At 39.8% G+C, this 15,923-nt stretch carries 14 protein-coding genes and 4 pseudogenes; 4 read left to right on the top strand and 14 right to left on the bottom strand.

Translation table 11 applies throughout. From position 1 onward, the window contains the following. From QU01_RS07565 to QU01_RS07530, 8 genes and pseudogenes are all read right to left on the bottom strand, one after another. Window positions 1-511 (bottom strand): adenine-specific methyltransferase EcoRI family protein (locus QU01_RS07565; protein ID WP_033763575.1); only part of this gene is annotated, 511 nt, incomplete at its 3' end. Continuing rightward, a pseudogene (locus QU01_RS08240) lies at window positions 492-1,248 on the bottom strand (EcoRI family type II restriction endonuclease). The pseudogene QU01_RS08240 and the gene QU01_RS07565, both read right to left, overlap by 20 nt. Window positions 1,249-1,346: 98 nt before the next feature. Further along, window positions 1,347-2,126 carry a UDP-N-acetylmuramate dehydrogenase gene (locus QU01_RS07555; protein ID WP_033763308.1) on the bottom strand — a complete coding sequence of 260 codons (780 nt, stop codon included), beginning with the start codon at window positions 2,124-2,126 and terminating at the stop codon, window positions 1,347-1,349. Window positions 2,127-2,129: 3 nt separating this feature from the next. Continuing rightward, window positions 2,130-2,396 (bottom strand): flagellar biosynthesis protein FliQ, encoded by a 267-nt coding sequence (fliQ, locus tag QU01_RS07550; protein ID WP_000445741.1) that lies wholly within the window; start codon window positions 2,394-2,396, stop codon window positions 2,130-2,132. 10 nt (window positions 2,397-2,406) lie between these two features. Next, window positions 2,407-3,711 carry a flagellar protein export ATPase FliI gene (fliI, locus tag QU01_RS07545; protein ID WP_033763310.1) on the bottom strand — a complete coding sequence of 435 codons (1,305 nt, stop codon included), beginning with the start codon at window positions 3,709-3,711 and terminating at the stop codon, window positions 2,407-2,409. Then, complete coding sequence (locus QU01_RS07540) at window positions 3,712-4,626, bottom strand: CpaF/VirB11 family protein (protein WP_000449314.1); 915 nt, start codon at window positions 4,624-4,626, stop codon at window positions 3,712-3,714. Between the two features lie 16 nt (window positions 4,627-4,642). Further along, on the bottom strand, window positions 4,643-7,405 hold the full coding sequence (gene ileS / locus QU01_RS07535; RefSeq protein ID WP_033763313.1) for an isoleucine--tRNA ligase: 2,763 nt from the start codon (window positions 7,403-7,405) through the stop codon (window positions 4,643-4,645). A 24-nt stretch (window positions 7,406-7,429) separates the two neighbouring features. Continuing rightward, on the bottom strand, window positions 7,430-7,684 hold the full coding sequence (locus QU01_RS07530; RefSeq protein WP_001217161.1) for an RNA-binding S4 domain-containing protein: 255 nt from the start codon (window positions 7,682-7,684) through the stop codon (window positions 7,430-7,432). A gap of 101 nt (window positions 7,685-7,785) precedes the next feature. Between QU01_RS07530 and QU01_RS07525 the strand changes: the two genes are divergently transcribed. Continuing rightward, entirely contained in the window at window positions 7,786-8,406 is a 621-nt protein-coding gene (locus tag QU01_RS07525) for a hypothetical protein (RefSeq protein WP_033763315.1), read from the top strand. Between the two features lie 127 nt (window positions 8,407-8,533). On the opposite strand, the pseudogene QU01_RS08415 reads toward QU01_RS07525, so the two are convergent. After that, window positions 8,534-9,374 (bottom strand): annotated as a pseudogene (locus tag QU01_RS08415) (outer membrane beta-barrel protein). Window positions 9,375-9,695: 321 nt separating this feature from the next. Then, window positions 9,696-9,818 (bottom strand): annotated as a pseudogene (gene hpn / locus QU01_RS08525) (nickel storage protein Hpn); the annotation flags it as partial. Between hpn and QU01_RS08455 the strand changes: the two are divergent. Beyond that, window positions 9,768-9,896, top strand: coding sequence for a hypothetical protein (locus QU01_RS08455; protein ID WP_267864690.1), 129 nt, complete (start codon window positions 9,768-9,770; stop codon window positions 9,894-9,896). The pseudogene hpn and the gene QU01_RS08455 overlap by 51 nt on opposite strands. 133 nt (window positions 9,897-10,029) lie before the next feature. Here QU01_RS08455 and rlmN read toward each other — a convergent pair whose 3' ends face one another. From rlmN to rsmA, 4 genes are read right to left on the bottom strand one after another with little or no spacing between them, the layout of a single operon-like run. Then, on the bottom strand, window positions 10,030-11,103 hold the full coding sequence (gene rlmN, locus QU01_RS07505; RefSeq protein ID WP_033763321.1) for a dual-specificity RNA methyltransferase RlmN: 1,074 nt from the start codon (window positions 11,101-11,103) through the stop codon (window positions 10,030-10,032). Next, window positions 11,100-12,089, bottom strand: coding sequence for a KpsF/GutQ family sugar-phosphate isomerase (locus tag QU01_RS07500; protein WP_033763323.1), 990 nt, complete (start codon window positions 12,087-12,089; stop codon window positions 11,100-11,102). The genes rlmN and QU01_RS07500 overlap by 4 nt, the downstream gene beginning before the upstream one ends. Beyond that, entirely contained in the window at window positions 12,073-14,151 is a 2,079-nt protein-coding gene (locus QU01_RS07495; RefSeq protein WP_033763324.1) for a ribonuclease J, read from the bottom strand. The genes QU01_RS07500 and QU01_RS07495 overlap by 17 nt, the downstream gene beginning before the upstream one ends. A 37-nt stretch (window positions 14,152-14,188) precedes the next feature. Further along, on the bottom strand, window positions 14,189-15,004 hold the full coding sequence (rsmA, locus tag QU01_RS07490) for a 16S rRNA (adenine(1518)-N(6)/adenine(1519)-N(6))-dimethyltransferase RsmA (protein ID WP_033763326.1): 816 nt from the start codon (window positions 15,002-15,004) through the stop codon (window positions 14,189-14,191). Window positions 15,005-15,266: 262 nt separating this feature from the next. On the opposite strand from rsmA, the pseudogene hpnL reads away from it, so the two are divergent. Both hpnL and QU01_RS07485 read left to right on the top strand, forming a co-directional pair. Further along, window positions 15,267-15,416 (top strand): annotated as a pseudogene (gene hpnL, locus QU01_RS08520) (nickel-binding protein HpnL); the annotation flags it as partial. Next, entirely contained in the window at window positions 15,346-15,525 is a 180-nt protein-coding gene (locus tag QU01_RS07485) for a hypothetical protein (protein ID WP_411326683.1), read from the top strand. The pseudogene hpnL and the gene QU01_RS07485, both read left to right, overlap by 71 nt. Window positions 15,526-15,923: the final 398 nt, after the last annotated feature.

Below are 15,923 nucleotides of genomic sequence, written 5' to 3'. Positions count from 1 at the left end.
TGTTTTTGTATGTAATTGCATTGATGTTTCCAATAATCAAAAACTTCTTGCTGTGTTCGATCAATTGCGCTACAAACTCTCTAAAAAGTGAAAAAGGTGGATTAGTTACTACAATATCTGCCTCTTTTAGCAATTGAATGCTCTCCTCACTACGAAAATCGCCATCTCCTTTAAAAAATTTCAATCCATCAATGGTTGTTTGCCAATCCTTTTTCCCTTCATACTCGCAATAAAATCCCTTTGAGATTTTATTGCTATTACTAGATATTTCTGGTTCCATATAACAAGCAGAAATTAATTTTTTAAGCCCTAGTTCTTGAAAATGAACAAAGAAGTATTTAAAAAAATTACTCACCCTTGCATCATCACAATTACAAAAAACAACTTTATTTTTAAAATGTTGTTTATAGTATTGCAACTCATTTTCTATATCTACCAATTGCGTATAAAATTCATCGCTTTTCAGTCGTTTAGCTTTTTGTAATGCTTGATTAGTTGCTTTTCGCATTATTTTTACCAACAATTTGATTAAAAAGTGAACTACCTAAGACTCTAAGAGAAGTTTTAGCCGCTTCAAACATGACTTCAAACATTTTATTTAAATCCCATTTTTGTCCATCTCCTTGTGTGTAAATAGAAATAGCCTGTAACATAATAACTCTATCTTTATGCTGAACAAACTTGTTTTGACATAAATTTTGATTGACGGGCATTCCGTAATTAGCTGCCGTTAATTTATCCAATCTATTAAGAACTCCAGAATTATACTCAAGAATTACTACCCTTCCATCAGGTCTTTTTACCGATATGGTTTGAGTTAAAAAATTAGAGCCTTCTAAAAATAAAATGTTAAGGAAAATGCAATTCTTTGAGCATAAAATTAGCCATTTCAGCAATATTTTTATACGCTCTTTCTATAGCATTCCCAGCTTGCATTAAATCTTGATTACTATCTTTACCCACCAATATTCCTTTTTGAATATTTTCTATATCTTTTCCCTGATATTTAGCTTCTGTTATCAATATAACTCTCCAATTCCTTTCATCATCTTTAACCTCAATAATACCTCCATCAGGTTTTATTTTAGAACTTTGAATAAACAAGGTTCTTCCAAGCTCACTATCAAGTCCTTGCAATACGGAATTAATTTCTCTCTTAGTTATGCTTGCTCTGTGCCTAAATGACAAGCCATTAAATTCATCTTCAAGTTTTTGCATAACAAGTTTAAAGATACTGCTCACACCCATATCATGCAATTTGGCATCATCGGTAAAAATATTCGTAACACCTAAAGACTCTTTATGCTGTTTGCTTAATCTTTGAGATTGATTTTTTTAGCCATTTTCTATCTCAAAATTTTCACTTCTTCTTCTAAATGAATGCCGTATTCTTGTAACACTCTAGTTTTAGCGAGTTCTATCAGATCCAGGGCTTCTTCAAATTCTGCACCCCCCAAATTCACCAAAAAATTCGCATGCTCTTTGGCAAAGCCCACTCTTTTTAGACAATACCCCCTTAAGCCCACGCCCTCTAAAAGCCTGCCGGCATAATCGTTAGGCGGGTTTTTGAAACAGCTCCCAAAATTAGGCAATTTGGGGTGGCTTTTGCGCATGCTTTGACACGCTTTTAAAACTTCTTCTCTAAAGCCATGCGTTTTTTTAAACCTCGCTCTTAAAACAACGCCGCTAAATCCGCTACTGCGATAGCCCAACCCCAAAGCTTCTTTTTCTAGCCATTCGCCATTAATGCAAGCGCTTTCTAAAACATTTTTGATTTCAAATTCTTTCATGCCCGCATTCATTTTAACTAACGCCCCCAAAGTGCCAGGCAATTGCCCTAAAAACTCCAAACCCTCTAAATCGTTCGCTCTAAAATAATTAAAAATTTTAGACGAGTTGGCCGCCCCCCCTATTTCAACGCATTCGCCCTGATCGCAAATATAATCGTAGTTTTTGCCTAAAAGGGCGAGATTTTTCGCGCTAGGGGCGATTAAAAGGTTGTTCGCTAAACCGATAATCTGGTGTTCTTGAGAAATTTCATTGTCGTTTTCTAAAACGCTCACTTTTAAAGGCGTGCCGATTTTCACGCTGCTGTAACGAGAAAAATCAATGATGGTTTCTAGCATTTTCTAGCCTATGATTTTAGGAATGAGCTTGATTAAGGTTTTGGTGTAGTCTAAAAGCATGTTCGTCATCCACGGCATGGTTAAAATCAGCACCCCAATCACGGCTAAAATCTTAGGCACAAAAGACAAAGTCATTTCATTGATTTGAGTGGTCGCTTGAAAAATACTGACTAATAGCCCTACCACTAAGCCCGCTAGTAATACCGGTAAAGAAATCATCAAAGTGATTTTATAAGTCTCAATGGCGAGTTTCATGAGTTGTGATTCCATAACATTCCTTTTATCTTAAGATTTCTTCTAATTGCTGAAAGCTTGTTTCAAAAGGCTGCAAAGCGTTTTCATCTTGCGCTAAAAACTGTTCCATTAAAGCCTTTTTCTTAATCGCTTCATCAAGCTCTTTATCGTTCCCCATTTGATAAGAGCCGATGCGAATGAGCATTTCATTTTCTTTCAATAACGCATACAAACGGCGGAATTTTCTCGCATAAAGGTTTTGAGACTCGCTGATGATGTCTTTAGCCACCCTTGATGCGGAGTTTAAAATATTGATAGGCGGGTAGATCCCATAATCGGTCAATTCCCTGCTTAAGACAATATGCCCGTCTAAAATACTCCTAGCCTGATCGGCTATGGGATCACTCAAATCATCGCCCTCTACTAGCACGCTAAAAAAAGCGGTAATGCTCCCCTTATTTTCTTCCTTGCCCGCTCTCTCCATTAATTGAGGCAATAAGGAAAGCGCGGATGGGGGGTAGCCTTTGGAAGTGGGCGGTTCGCCTAAGGCTAAACCGATTTCTCTTTGAGCCATAGCGAAACGAGTCACTGAATCCATGATGAATAACACGTCTAGCCCTTGGTTTTTAAAATACTCCGCCACGCTCATCGCACAAAAAGCCCCGTATTTGCGCATTAAAGGGCTATCATCGCTCGTAGCGACCACCAACACGCAAGAGCTTAAATCCCCTTTTAAGTTTTTCTCTATAAATTCAGGGATTTCTCTGCCCCTTTCCCCAATCAAAGCGATCACTTTAATCGGCGCTAAGCAACCCCTAGTGATCATGCCCATTAGCGTGGATTTACCCACCCCAGAGCCGGCAAAAATGCCCAGTTTTTGCCCCTTACCGCAAGTCAAAAGCCCATCAATGCTCTTCACCCCCACGCTAAAAACTTCATCAATCAAGCCTCTTTTTAAAGGGGCTATAGGCGTTGTAATCACAGGTGCTAATCGTTCATAATCTAGCACCCCCTTATTGTCAATGACTTGCCCTAAAGGGTTAAGCACCCTCCCTAAAAGATTACGGCCCACAGGGAAATTCAACCCCTCTTTTAAAAACAGCACCTTATCGCCAGCCCTAGATCCCTCTATAAAATTAAAGGGCGTGAAGCCAAACTGCTCTTTTTCTGCCACTACCACCATTCCCACGCATTCGCTGCCATCGCTTTTTTCAATCTTCACCACATCGCCCACAGACGGGTTAAAACCATCCGCATAAACGATATTGGGCATGATTTTTTTCACGCTCCCGTAGCGAGGCGATAGATCAAAATGCTGATTCAAGCGGTTTTTTAAGGATTTTAGGGGCATTTAAAGCTCTTTAGTCCATAAGACTTCAGCGATTTGGCGCTCATTGTTGATCCTATTCACATGCACAATCACATCAATCGCGCTCTTAAAATACGCTCGCATCAAATCCTTATCCAAAGAATGCGTATAACGCATGCTCAAATTCAATGAAAGGGCTTCTAAAGTGTTTTGAGCGCTATTAGCGTGAATGGTTGAGAGCATGCCCTTATGCCCGGTGTTTCCTAAACGCAAAAAAAGCGCCGCATTCCTAGTATCAATCTCGCCCACAATGAGCCTGTCCGGGTTTAAGCGCATGGCCATATTGAGAGCGTCTTCATAATTAAAGCGCGTGTTCTCTTGCTTGCCCACTAAAAGCCCCACGCAATTACTAAACGCCTTTAAATCCAATTCTTGGCTGTCTTCAACGCTCACCACCCTTTCGTCTTTATTGACGCAATCTAAAAGAGCGTTTAATAGGCTTGTTTTACCGCTTGAAGTCTCCCCACTAATGAGAATGTTATGCCCTTTAAGCGCTAAATCTTTCAAACCCTTTGGATCGCTTGCTTTGAAAGTGAAATCGTCTAAACTTAAGGGCTTAAGCCTAGGCACACGGATATTGAGCGTGATTTGATTGTTCGTGGTGATGCTAAAATGATTCGCGCTCACCCTATAGCGCGTGAAAGGGATAGAGCAATTTAAGGTGGGGTGCTCTTCATCAAAAAACAACCCCCTAAAACTGGCCAATTGCTCGCAAAACCTCAATAAAAATGCCTTATCAAAAAGCGCATGCCCTCTTTTTTCTCGTGTGTTATTGACTTTATAAAGCCAAAGCTCCTGCTCGGTATTGATGATAAGCTCGGTGATCCCGCTTTCTAAAAAAGGGGTAAAATGACCGATTAGGGCTTGTAAAACTCTATGGGTTTGTAAAGTTTCCAAAAGCCCTATCCTTTTATCATCGCTCTTTTAAAACCTCTTCGCAGCGCTTGCAAGGGGTGTTTTCTAACTCGCTTTTAAAACGCCAACACCTGGGGCATTTATAAAAGGGGGCTTTAAAGAGCGTGAATGCTGGCGTTTCGCTCAATTTTTCTTTTGCAACCCCTACAAAGCTTACCATCAGCAATTCTTCTACTAAATTTTCACGCAACGCTTTTTCTTTCACTTCAATAGCACACTCCAACGAATTTTTCACCACGCCTTCTTTTTTCAATCGGTCTAACTCTTCATTAAAGGCAGAACGCAAGGCTAAAACGGCTTCAAAATTTTCTGGTTTTTTAAACTCTTTAAGGTGGAGTTTTTCTGAAACGCTAATGCCTTTTAGATCAAACACATCTTTAGCTTGTAAAAACGCGCAAAGCACCTGGCTATGCTCTAAAACTTCTTCAATCGTGTGCGTTAAAATCGGGGCTAAAAAGTAGCACAATTGACTGGCCACAGCGAGTAAGACCATTTGAATGGCTTGGCGTTTTTCATTATTTTTACTATCGCAATACAAGCTATCCTTACAAGCGTCTAAATAAATCCCGCTCAATTCATTGGTAACAAACGCCATTAAAATATTCAGGCCTTTCACAAAATCATGCTCTTCAAACGCGCTATTGACTCCAGTGCTTATGGTTTCTAAAGCCTCTAATATAAAATGATCTAAAGGGCTAAAGTCATGGGAGCGTTCTAAATTCTTAAGATCCATATCGCTAAAATTAGCGAGTAAGAATTTCAAAGTGTTGCGGAATTTTTTATAATGCTGTTCTGTTTGAGTGAAAAAGGTTTGAGAGACCCTCAAATCGTTTTGATAGTCATTAAACGCTACCCACAAACGCACCACATCGCTCCCATGCTTTTTGAGTAAGTTGTCCAAAGACACCACATTGCCCTTAGACTTGCTCATTTTCTCGCCCTTTTCATCTACGATGAAGCCATGCGTGATGACCTTTTTAAAAGGGGCTTGGTTGTTTAAAACACAACCGATTAGAAGCGAGCTTTGAAACCACCCCCTATGCTGATCGCTCCCTTCTAAGATCACATCGCTAGGGCTTTGCCCTTTTTCTCCATGATAGTCTTCTAAAACCGCCTTAAAGGTACTGCCGCTATCAAACCACACGTCTAAAATGTGCATGACTTTTTCATAATGTTTGGCGTCCTCTTGATAGCTAGGGGGCAATAAATCTTTCACGCTATACTCCCACCACACATCACAGCCTTTTTTTTCAAAAAGATGGGCTGCATGCTCTAAAACTTCGCTTTCAAAACAAGGCTTATTCGTGCGTTTGTCTATGAAAAAGGCCAGTGGCACGCCCCATTTTCTTTGCCGGCTCAAGCACCAATCAGGGCGGTTTTCTATCATGGTTTTTAGGCGGTTTTTCCCGCTGCTTGGCACAAATTCCACCTTTTCAATCGCATCTAAAGCCACTTCTCTTAAGGTTTTTTGAGAGCCATCATTTTGGATAAAAGGCTCATCCATTAAAATAAACCATTGCGTGGTCGCTCTGTAAATCACAGGCTTGTGCGTCCTCCAGCAATGCGGGTAGGAATGCTCAATCTCTTGCTCTAGCAATAAAGAATCGCCCAATTGCTCTATAATGCGTTTTTGAGCCTTAAAAACATGCTCGCCCAGATAGCTTTCATCTAATAGTTGGTTACGGATAATGCCCTCATCATAGCAACCCTTTTCATCTACAGACATTAACACTTCTAAATGGTATCTTAAGCCTAAATAGTAGTCCTCTTCACCATGCCCAGGTGCGGTATGCACGGCTCCTGTGCCATCTTCTAAACCGACATGCTCTCCTAGAGTGATTAGGGAATCTCTTTGGTTTAAAGGATTGAGCGCTTTCAAGTATTCTAAATCATTGGCATTGAATTCATGCGTGATCTCGCTATCCACCACCCCTAAAGCGGCTAACTTTTCATGCAAGACTTTAGCGACTAAATAGCCTTTTTGGGTGAGCGCATAAACAGCGTCTTTTTTCAAAGCGATCGCCACATTCGCATACAAAGTCCAAGGCGTGGTCGTCCAAATCACCAAGCTCGCTTTTTTAACCTTTAATTTTTCTAAACTCTCCTTTTTCAAACCAAACGCCACGAAAATGGAGGGCGATTTTTTCATCTTGTATTCCACTTCAGCTTCCGCTAAAGCGCTCTCGCATGCATAACTCCAATAAATAGGCTTGTGGCGCTCTTTCAAAAGCCCTTTTTTAGCCACTTCCACTAAAGCCCTATAAATGCTCGCTTCAAATTTAAAATCCATGGTTTTATAAGGATCTTCAAAATCCCCCAAAACGCCTAATTGCAAAAATTCATTCTTTTGGATCTCTAAAAACTTCTTCGCATGATCTCGGCACTTTTCTCTAAACAGCGTGGGGTTTTCCAGACTTGTTTTTTCTTTTTCTAATCGCTCTAAAATTTGTTGCTCAATGGGCAAACCATGGCAATCCCAACCGGGCGTGTAATAGATTTTCTTACCCTTAAAATATTCTCTCTTAACGACAATGTCTTTTAAAATTTTATTTAAGGCATGCCCTAAATGCAAATGCCCGTTCGCATAAGGCGGCCCGTCATGCAAAGTGAAATCCCCATGGTTATCTTTCCTAGCTTGCATGCGTTTAAACGCTTGTTGCTCTTGCCATTTAGCGTAAGTTTTAGGCTCATTAACGCTCAAATTCCCTTTCATAGAAAAGGTGGTTGCGTTTAAGTTTAGGGTGTCTTTGTATTCTTTCACTGATTGATCCTTGGTCTTTTATCTTTATTCTTTTGTTTTAGGAGCGATATAAAGGTGTGTGTCTTTTCGTGGCACATTTTTTAAAGTGGGGATTTGTAAAATCGTGTATTCTTCTATCCCTTTTAAATAGTGCAAGCTAATCACATCGCCTATTTTCACTTCTTTACTAGCCTTAGCACAACTCCCATTAAGCCACACCGCCCCTACATTACACATATCTGTCGCTAAAACGCGCCGCTTCACTAAACCCACTGATTGTAAAAATTTGTCTATTCGCATGCGTTTATTTTACCCTATTCTTTAAGTTTTTATCCATAACTTATAAGGGTTTTAGTTTTAGCATGTTAGCATTCAGCCACCACTCTTTTTAAGGAATTTGTTTGAAGTTTCAAATCGTGAGTTTGTTAGCCGCTCTTTTATTAGCCTCTTGTTTGCCCCCTAAAGGCCATCATTCTGGTTTGGTGAATCTTTATATCGCTCATCAAGGCCAAAGCGTGCGCACTTATTGGCGCAAAGTGGATAGAGAAGTTGTCGCCAAACACAATGAAGCGCTTAAAACAAACCCTAAAGCAAAGCTCAAAGACCCTAGGGGGCCTTTATTCATGCTAGGGAGTGAGCGTTTCATGCTTTTATGGAAAAACCGCTACGCTTTAGCCAAAGTTCAATCGTTCAAGCTAGAGCCTGGGTTTTATTACTTGGATTCTTTTAGCGTGGAAACTCAAAAAGGCATCTTGCAGAGCGCTCCTGGCTATTCATACACCAAAAATGGCTATGATTTCAAAAACAACCGCCCCTTTTTCCTAGCCTTTGAAGTCAAACCTGACAGCAAAATCATTCTTCCTAGCGTGGAATTGAGCCTGATTAAAACCCCTAGAGGCTTTTTAGGAGTGTTCTTGTTTGACAATAACGAAAAGGGGGCCAATACCCAATGGATTGAAGGGAGCTTGAACTTAAAGCTTAAAAACGCTTCTTTTAAAGACGCATGGGGGTTGGAACCATAAAGCATGAAGCGATCGCTCGCTTTTCGTAAGCTCTTTATGATTAGATTGTAAAAAAATGCCTTGAGTATTTTTTAGATTTTATTACCCCTATTCAATTGGAACAAAGCCATTAATTTTTTAAAAACTTTTAAAACCGATAAACATAATCCGCGCTCCAAGTAACATAGCTTTCAAAAATGCCCCTAGGGGTTTTTGCTTGTAAAACCCTAGCACTTTCACAACTCTTTAACTTTTTTAAAGAACAACTAGGAGGTCGCCATGGATGCTTGCGCTCAATTCTAGCGTGTGGCGTTTATCGCCCATTCTTAGCCCTAACGAACCATAGCCCTGAAATTGCGCTAATATATCACCAAAATCTTTAAGAACCTTGGCTGTTACGCTCTCACCCCCTAACCCAGCCCCTATAAAATAACCGATGAAAAACTTCTCATTTTCATACACATTGTGTAAAAAATCTAACAAAAGCTGTAAATTGACATTGTTATCATACCACCATTAAAAAAAGAAACAGGACTTATTGTGTCTATGGGTATCACTCCCAATAAGTATTGTTGGTATTTATCTTTTTCCATGTAATTGCCCGCTTTATAGGAATATTGGAACCCTCCCCTAACGCCAAAACCCATTTTTTTAATCTTAACAGGAGCGATATACTGATACCCCACTTTAAAGTTAAAGCCGTTTAAAATGGTGCTGGAATCTTTTCTTTCTAAGAGTCTTCCACTAAAGAAGTGAGGTCGCAAAACAAAACTATCTTTATAAGTTAAATTCCATGAAAACATCCCGCTATAGCTAAGACCGGCAAAAAGAGCGCTTTTATCCGCTCTTTGATTCTTAGCCTTAGCTTTTTCTGCCTTAACTTTTTCTTTCGCTAAAGCTTCTTGAACTTTCTTTCCAACGAGTTCATTAAGCTCGCTCTCATCTATGGCGTGGCTAAGACTAAACCCTAGCGCAGAACACAGAGCCAAAAATAAAAATTTGGTTTTTAAAAATGGGGGGTAATTTGCATATTCTTTCCTTGATTGGAAAATTGTTTTAATATTTTGAATGTTGTAAAATATTGAAACTTAAATGAAGGAGTTTTAACAATATGATTAGATAAAAAGGACTTTTTATAGGCATTAATGAGTATTTTTAACATTAATGAGCGTTATAAAAATCAAATTAAGCGTGCGGTGGTTTGATTGGATTTAAGGGGCTTGATTAGGATTAGTGAGAATGAAATGCTTGTATTTTAAAATCAAAAGCCAGAGACAACTCTAGTTAAGCTGCCCCTAGCCACACCGATATTACTCGTGATGCCCGTGGCAACAACCTTCTTCTTGATGATGACTGTTGCTAGAGCTACAACAACCTTCTTCATGATGAGAGCTGTGATGGTGATGGTGGTGTTCACCGCCGTGATAGTGGTGGTGGTGTGTGTGATGGTGGTGGTGGTGGTGTCCGCCGTGTTGTTCTTCATGGTGTGCCATGATAACTCCTTTGGTTAAAAATTTAAATTCTAGCTCACTGGCTAGGATTTTATTTTACAATATAAAATCCAATCAATTGTTAATGAAAGAAAATTTAGCGCTAATTTTTGATCTATATCGCTCAATATTTGAAAAACTACCGCAAAGAATTTTAAATTTTCTGCTGGAGTTTTTTCTCCCTCAACTGTCCGCAAGCCGCTTCAATATCCAAAGCTTTAGACTCTCTAATGGTGCATAATAAGCCTTTAGAGTTTAGAAAATCCGCAAACATTCTAGCGCTCTCTAAACTCGGGCGTTCAAACTTAGAGCCTTCATGCGGGTTGAATAAGATCAAATTCACTTTGGATTTAATGCCGTTTAAAAGTTTTAAAAGTTTTTTAGCGCAATCCAGGCTATCGTTTAAATTTTTGATCAAAAGGTATTCAAACATCACCCTTTTTCGTTGCTCTAAAGGCCATTTTTTCACTTCATTCAAAACGCATTCAATATTGTATTTTTTATTCAAGGGCATTAAAGATGAGCGCGTTTTATCATCTACGGCGTGTAAGGATATGGCTAATTGCACGCCCAAATTCTTACTCGCTAAAATAGGGATTTTATCCGCTACGCCACTAGTGGAAATGGTGATTCGTTTAGGGGAAATTTGCATGCCGGTATTAAAAATCTCAATCGCCTTGCACACCTCATCTAAATTGTTCAAAGGCTCGCCCATTCCCATAAAAACAATATTGAGCGCTTTTTCAATGGGGAGGTTATTATCCTCTTTAATGAGTAAAGCTTGTTGGACAATCTCGCTCGCTTTTAAATCCCTTACAAAACCGCCTTTTTGAGTGAAACAAAACGAGCAACCCACTTGACAGCCGATTTGACAAGACACGCACACGGTGTATTTTTCCCCCTCTAAAATGGCGTTAGTCTCTTTGTCAACCTTTTTATCTTTCATTTTCAAAAACACCGCTTCAAAAGTGTGGTTATCCCTCAAAGATTTAAAAAGGTATTTTTTAGAGCCATCAACGCTCTCCCTCACATGCGTGATTTCTATCGTGCGCAAAGTAAATTCTTGCTCCAAAGAAGCGATAAAATCTTTTGAAAAATTATTTTGCATGTCTTTAAAGCTCGTTTTATACTTCGCATAAAGCCACAAATAAAGTTGTTTAGCCCTAAAACTTGGCTTTAAAAGTTGGCTCAATTCCTTTAAAGTGAAATCATAAATGCTCGCTTTCATGCTTTAAGCCCTAATTCTAAAAGTTGGTGCAAGTGCAAGACCCCTAAAACCTTATTGCAATCATCTACGCACACTAAAAGCTGGATTTTATGGCGCTCTAAAAATTCTAACGCCTCTAAAAGAAGAGCGTCTAAATTCTTAAAGCTTTTGGGTTTTAAAGTGGCAAAATATTTCACTTCGCTCTCCAAACTAACCCCTTTTAATAACGCCCTACGGACATCGCCATCGCTTAATACCCCCATAAGTTCGTTATTAGCATTCACTAAAATCGCGCTGCCTAAGCGTTTTTCACTCATTTCTATGAGCGCGTCTTTAAAGCGTGTGTCAGGAGGGATTAGGGGGAGGTTGGTGGTTTGCAGTAAATCTTTAACCTTGACAAAAAGTTTTTTGCCTAAAAGCCCGCCCGGATGAAAAGAAGCAAAATCTTCTTGGCTAAAGTTTTTCGCCCGCATCAAACATGCCATTAAAACATCGCCTAAAGCTAAAGTTAGGGTAGTGGAAGTCGTTGGGGCGGTGTTAATGGGACAAGCTTCTTTTTTAATTTTTAAGCTTAAATAATAATCGCCTAGTTTAGAGAGCGAACTATTAGGACTTTTAGTGAAAGTGATGATTTTATGGCTCAAGCGTTTTAAATGACTCACTAAATTCAATAATTCTAAAGACTCACCCCCATAGCTAATCATTAAAATCACATCGTTTTTTTCCACCATGCCCAAATCCCCATGCATGGCTTCTGTGGGGTGTAAAAACGCGCTCCTGTTACCGGTGCTTAGCATGGAAGCGCTGATTTTTTGCGCCACTAAAGCGCTCTTACCCACGCCCACGATCACAAGCTTACCCCCTTTTTCTTGGCTCTCTAAAATAAGCTTGACAATCGCTTCTAAATCGTTAGGTTTTTGGAATTGTTGAACGCTCTCTAAAAGCGCGCTCGCTTCATCTTGCAAGACTTGTGAAGCGATAGCGTTACAATCAAAAAGAATGGGCATGACAAATGATAGCCGGGTATTTTCTAAACTTTTTAAAGAGCGCTTTTCTGATGAAATTACGAGTGTGATCTTCTAATTTTTTAGGGTTATTCAAAATCTCAGCGTTAGCGGATTTGATTAACATTTCTAAGCCCCCTTGAATTTCTTTAATCAAATGCTTTTCATCTTTAAAGCCCACAAGCCCTAAACTAGAAAATTGAGAGCTTTCTAAAAGCGCTTGTTTGTTTTTATTCACAAAGATCGTAGCCACAAACACCCCCGCGCTAGCGACTTCTTCTCTTTGTTGGACGATGCTCGTGTCAATACTCAAATTGCTTTGGTTATCCACATAGCTTTTACCGCTTTTAATCGTGCCGACTTTTTTAATAAATGTGGGGCTAACTTCCACTTGATCGCCATCTTCCATCAAATAAATATTTTTTTCAGGCACTCCGCAAGCAATAGCGGTTTGTTTGTGGCGCGCGACATGGTTGTATTCCCCATGCACGGGCAGGAAAAACTTAGGCTTAATGAGTCTTAGCATGAGCTTTTGCTCTTCTTGGGCGGCATGCCCGCTCACATGGATATTGTCAAATTCTTGATAAGCCACTTTAGCTTCTTTTTTGATCAAGAAATTCAATACCGCTGAAACGCTCGCTTCATTACCAGGAATGGCTTTAGCGGAAATAATGACTAAATCGTTGGGTTTGATAGAAATGTGGCGGTGCTCATCTGTCGCCATGCGATAAAGCGCGCTCATGGTTTCGCCTTGTGAGCCGGTCGTTACGATTAAGACTTCATTGTCCGGGTATTTAGCGACTTCATTGGCTTCAATAAAGGATTGATAAGGCAAATGGATATAGCCTAATTCTCTGGCAATGTCTAGGTTTTTTTCCATAGAGCGCCCGATCACAGCGATCTTGCGGTTGTATTTAATGCCGTATTGTATGGCTTGATAGACCCGGTGGATATTGCTAGAGAATGTGCTCATAATCACCCTCCCTTGCGCTTCTTTAAAAAGCGTGTCAAAAGCCGGTGCTATGGTGCTTTCACTCGGCGTGGTTCCGGATTTATGGGAGTTAGTGGAATCGCTTAATAAAAGCATCACGCCCTTTTCGCCATAGTGCGCTAAACGATACAAATCCGTGGGCAAATTATCCACTGGAGTGTGATCGATTTTAAAATCGCCGGTGTGGATGATCGTTCCCGCTTTAGTTTGGATCGCTAAAGCGCTGCTGTCAATGATAGAATGCGTGATGTGGATCCATTCAATGATAAATTCGCCTACGCTAATGGGGCAACGCTTTTCTACGATTTTAAAATACGAGCGGTATTTTTTCAAACCATGTTCATCAAACTTGCTCCCGATCAGCCCCAAACTCAAAGGCGTGCCATAAAGGGGGAATTGCAACTCTTTAAACAAATAAGGCGTGGCCCCTATGTGATCTTCATGGGCATGGGTGATGATAATACCGGCGATTTTGTCCTTGATTTGGTGCAAGTAGGAAAAATCCGGGATTAAAATATCCACGCCAAAAAGCCCTTCTTTAGGGAAGCTCATGCCCACATCAATCACGATTGCGCTTTTTGGGGTTTCAATGACCATCATGTTCCCCCCAATCTCGCCCAAGCCCCCTAAAGGCGTGATCTTAACGCTCGCTTTAGAGTTTAAATTCATCTTATAATGCGGGTTTAAATGCTCCACTTGGATCTTGTTATTCGCTTCAACGCCCTTTTTTAACTCCTTATGAAAGCCTAAAGTCCCTCTCTCATTCACATGCAAAATTTCCGTAACGCCCTCTACTTTGTTGTTATCCAGTTCTTCTTGGGCGTAATTTCGTGTTTTTTGAGGGGCATGTTTAGGTTTGTGGTGGTGATTTGGCTTTTTGTTGGGGCGATGCTCTTTTTTATAGTGCGAAGGCGCTTCATGGTGTGAAGACTCTGCGTTTTTTTGCGCGTTTTCTCTGAAACGCTTTTTGCGGTTGGTGAATCGCTCAAACGCTCCGGCTCGCGCCTCATGGTGATCTTTTGAGTTTTCACTGCTGTTTTCATGGTTTTCATTATTTTGGTTGTTATCAGTCATAACGATTATTCCTTTATTTCAATTTTTTAAAAAGGCATTAGCCTTTTAAAAGGTAATTTAAGAGCTTGAGATAATCTTTTATCTCAGACGCTCTCACGCTTGTTGGTTGGTTTTCTAACGCTAAAAAATCTAACACCTTATCAAGCTTTTCTTTATAAGAAACGCTTTTTTTAAGATTGTTTGAAAGCGTCTTCCTAGGAGATGAGAAACAGGCTTTCAAAAAATCTTCTAATGTTTCAAACCCTTTTTGTAGGGCTTCTTCAAAAAATGGTGCTTGGAGTAATGAAGCCAACGCCTTTTCTTTCAGCGGCTCTTTAATCACTTCAAACACGCTAGAAAACACCTTTGGAGGCGGGCTAAACGCGCTAGGCGGCACATCAAACAAAAGGGTAACATTCCCCATCGTGTGCGCTAAAACGCTTAAAGCGTTCTGTGAATCTTTAGTGCAAAACTTGAGCGCCACTTCCTTTTGCGTCATCACCAATAAACCCCTGCATTTAGGGTCTTTGAGCGCGTTTAAAACAAGCCTGGTAGCGATATAATAAGGCAAATTAGAAATCAAAAAATAAGGCTCTTCTTCTTTTAAAAAAAGAGCGTCTTTTTCCACTAGTTCTAATTCAAAAGGCTTTTTTTCTGCCTTTAATCTCGCTCGCATTTTCTCGCACAAGCTGCCATCTATCTCATAAGTCTTTAAAGGATAGCGATCCAACAACTTAAGAGTCAAATCCCCTAGCCCCACGCCGATTTCAATTAATTTCAATGGGTTTAAGGGGGGCAAAGCATTAACAATTCTGTCTAAAAACGACTCGTCCGTTAAAAAATGCTGTCCTAAAGACTTTTTAGCTACTACCATAAGAAGCACTTCTAAAATTCCTCATATTATACCTTAAAAAGGGGATTTGTCTTCTCTTTTTAATGCAACTTCTTTTATTATAGCTTTTTTCATTCAAAGATGTTGGTAGTTTGGTAGTTTTGACAATAGAAGCACTTAAATTGGCACTCGTATTAAAAATTAGTATTAAAATCTTTTTCGTTAATAATTGGTTAGATTTTGCATTATAAAATGAAATCCTAGCCGATGAGCTAGAATTTAAATTTCAATTAAAGGAGTCATCATGGCACACCATGAACAACAACACCAAGCGCAACAACAGCAACAACAACAGGCTAACAGCCAACACCACCACCATCACCATGCGCACCACCACCATTATTATGGCGGCGAACACCATCACCATAATGCACAACAACACGCCGAACAACAAGCAGAGCAACAAGCTCAACAACAGCAACAACAAAAAGCACAACAACAAAACCAACAATATTGATTGGGGCGTTTGTGGGGGCGGCCTTAGGGCTACTCCTGGCTTTTAGCTCTTTTGATCCAGTAAATCTATCAATTCAAACCAACCCTTTTAATTCCATTAGATTTTTAAACTTTTAAAATCCCTCTTTTTGATGCTTGTCAAATGGCTCTGTTTTCTGTCTAATAAAGATAAGCTTATTCATTGAGTGGTCATTGGGGCGTAAAACTTCATGGTTTGGCATGCGTATTGGATGCGATCTAGGGGTGTTTTAAGGGGGTTTGTTGTAGAATCTCATCACGCCCCATAAGTGGCTTTATGGGGCAAACTACCTTAAAAGGAGCATGTTATGCCAAAGCCACATAACAAACGCTCTTGGAAAACATTATACTTTGAGTTTGCTTTTTTGGGGCTTAAAGTGATCGTTTCTGTGAAACGCTGATTTTCTAAGAGCGTTCCCTTAAGCCT

It is taken from the genome of Helicobacter pylori SA221C (assembly GCF_000476855.1).
Classification (GTDB): domain Bacteria; phylum Campylobacterota; class Campylobacteria; order Campylobacterales; family Helicobacteraceae; genus Helicobacter; species Helicobacter pylori_DK.
The sequence above is the reverse complement of the archived record's forward strand: the minus strand, read 5'-3'. Positions and strand labels throughout refer to the sequence as shown.